The 2,302-nt window shown below is 69.2% G+C and carries 4 protein-coding genes and 1 pseudogene; 4 read left to right on the forward strand and 1 reads right to left on the reverse strand.

The features are described 5' to 3' along the window. The 4 genes and pseudogenes from QZV72_RS12395 to QZV72_RS12410 form a co-directional block, all read left to right on the forward strand. Window positions 1-196 (forward strand): annotated as a pseudogene (locus tag QZV72_RS12395) (two-component sensor histidine kinase); the annotation flags it as partial. Then, the gene (locus tag QZV72_RS12400; RefSeq protein WP_297008897.1) at window positions 193-828 is read left to right on the forward strand and encodes a response regulator transcription factor; all 636 of its coding nucleotides are present in this window, start codon (window positions 193-195) and stop codon (window positions 826-828) included. The pseudogene QZV72_RS12395 and the gene QZV72_RS12400, both read left to right, overlap by 4 nt. A 5-nt stretch (window positions 829-833) precedes the next feature. Beyond that, on the forward strand, window positions 834-1,427 hold the full coding sequence (locus QZV72_RS12405) for a GNAT family N-acetyltransferase (protein WP_297008898.1): 594 nt from the start codon (window positions 834-836) through the stop codon (window positions 1,425-1,427). Window positions 1,428-1,600: 173 nt separating this feature from the next. Then, the gene (locus QZV72_RS12410; protein ID WP_297008899.1) at window positions 1,601-2,035 is read left to right on the forward strand and encodes a hypothetical protein; all 435 of its coding nucleotides are present in this window, start codon (window positions 1,601-1,603) and stop codon (window positions 2,033-2,035) included. Between the two features lie 3 nt (window positions 2,036-2,038). Here QZV72_RS12410 and QZV72_RS12415 read toward each other — a convergent pair. Then, the coding region (locus tag QZV72_RS12415; RefSeq protein WP_297008900.1) for an isocitrate/isopropylmalate family dehydrogenase at window positions 2,039-2,302 on the reverse strand (264 nt) is incomplete at its 5' end.

Here is a 2,302-nt window from a genome sequence, read left to right on the forward strand (position 1 = left end):
CCTGGTCACCATTGATTTCAGAAAGGACGCCACGCTCCTCACCGTCGACGATGACGGGACCGGCGTAACCGGTGGAAGGGCTGACGGTACCGGCATCGCCGGGCTCACCGAACGCGCCGCCACCCTGGGCGGCACCGTGGAACTGACCACCGCCCCCGACCCGTGGGCCACCCGACTGGAGATGACGCTGCCGTGAAGATCCTGCTCGCCGAAGACACCGCCCTGCTGCGCGAGGGCCTGGCCGGGCTGCTCCGTGCCGCCGGTCATGAGGTCGCCGCCGTCGCCGACGCCGACCAGCTCCTCGCAGAAGCCCCGGTGCAGCACCCTGACCTGGTCATCAGCGATGTGCGCATGCCACCGACGATGAGCGACGACGGGCTCGCCGCCGTCCACCGGCTGCGTGAGGACCACGCCGTCCCCGCCATCATGCTCTCCCAGTACGTCGCCGCCGCCTACCTCGACGACCTGCTCGACCACGGCGGGTTCGGTTACCTGCTCAAGGAGCGGGTCGCCGATGTCACCGAGTTCCTCGGCGCGGTGGAGACCGTGGCGTCCGGCGGGACGGTCGTGGACCCGGAGGTGGTGAGGACGCTGGTGAGCTCGACGCGCAGCGGCATCACCGACCTCACTGACCGGGAGCGGGAGGTACTGGAGAGCATGGCCGCCGGGGACTCGAACGCGCAGATCGGGCAGCGGCTCTTCCTCTCCCCCGGCGCGGTGAGCAAGCATGTCGCTAACGTGTTCATGAAGCTGGGAATGACCCCCTCCGACGAGAACCGGCGGGTGCGTGCGGTCCTCACCTGGCTGCGCCACACCGGACTACAGTGATCACCATGCCCCCACTGACCCCCGTCGAGCTCACAGGTGAGATCGTCCGCCTCGAACCCCTCACGCACGGCCACGAGGCCGGACTGATCGAGGCGGTGGAGGACGGCGAACTGTGGAAGCTCTGGTACACCCACATTCCGACGCCGGAGGGCATGCGCGCCGAGATCGACCGGCGCCTCGGTCTGCGGGACGCCGGGACTATGATCCCCTACGCCACCCGCGACCTGCGCACCGACCGGATCATCGGGATGACGACGTACATGAACATCGACGCGTCCCTGCCCCGGGTGGAGATCGGCTCGACCTGGAACGCCGCCAGCGCCCAGGGCACCGGGACCAACGCCGAGTCGAAGCTCCTCCTGCTCACCCACGCCTTCGAGGTGTGGCACTGCCCGGCCGTGGAGTTCCGAACGTCCTGGCACAACCGGCAGTCCCGGACGGCGATCGAGCGGTTGGGAGCGAAGTTGGACGGCGTCCTCCGGCAGCACTCCCTCACCGACGACGGCTCACTGCGCGACACGTGCGTCTACTCGATCATCGCGGCGGAATGGCCCCAGACCCGGTCGTCCCTGCGCTTCCGGCTGGGCCGGGACGTCTAGGCTCTCACTGCAGCGGCGGCCACCACGCGGGAGGACGCGAACCGTAGGACGCGGCGTCCTCGGACCGCGCCACCGGGACCACTGCAGCGGGCAGCCTGAAGGCCCCGCCCATGATCAGGGAAAACTCCCCAACATGCCGTCCGTGACCGGGACATCCGGCATAACCTCCGTGCATGAGCACACGCACAGTAGTCAAGCGGGTGACGGTGTCCGGACTCGTCCGGTACTCGACGATCGCCGGGGCGGTTCTCGTAGTCCTGGGGTTCGTGCTGGACTGGGGCGAGGACTTCCACGAAGCCTTGTCGTTCCTGGACATCCGGGCCATGAACCCGGGCCCCGCCACCGAGCTCTACGACCACGTGGAGCAGATGTACTTCACCTGGGGCTTCGCCCTGTCATTCCTCCTGGTGCCGGCGGCGGTCGTCGGGATGAAACTCAACAACACCGCCATCCGGGTCCTCTGCGCCGTGGCCGCGGTCGCTCTCACGGTCTGGCACCTCGCGGCGGTCTCGACGTGGGTCAATCTGACCTTCGCGGTCTACCTGACACCTCTCGGCCTCGCCGTCCTCGCGGTGGTCATGATGACCGACACCGTGCAGCGTTCCTGACTCCTAGGCCACCGCCGCGGCGATCCGGTCGCCGACCTCGGCGGTGCGGATGCCCGAACCGTCGCGGGAGCCGGCCTCCGCCAGCACCGCGGCCTCGATCTTCTCGGCCTGGGCGACACGCAGGGCAGCGTCCTCCCCCTCGTCGCCGGCGAGGTGGCGCAGCAGGAGTGCCGCGGACAGGATCGCCGCGCACGGGTCGGCGATGCCCTGGCCCGCGATGTCCGTGGCGGAACCGTGGACCGGCTCGAACATCGAGGGGTTCTGTCG

The organism is uncultured Corynebacterium sp., from assembly GCF_902782855.1.
GTDB lineage: Bacteria > Actinomycetota > Actinomycetes > Mycobacteriales > Mycobacteriaceae > Corynebacterium.

Excerpts from the sequence above, each read along its gene's own strand:
- QZV72_RS12405 (WP_297008898.1), top strand. The coding sequence starts at position 834 with ATGCCCCCACTGACCCCCGTCGAGCTCACAGGTGAGATCGTCCGCCTC.
- QZV72_RS12410 (WP_297008899.1), top strand. The coding sequence starts at position 1,601 with ATGAGCACACGCACAGTAGTCAAGCGGGTGACGGTGTCCGGACTCGTC.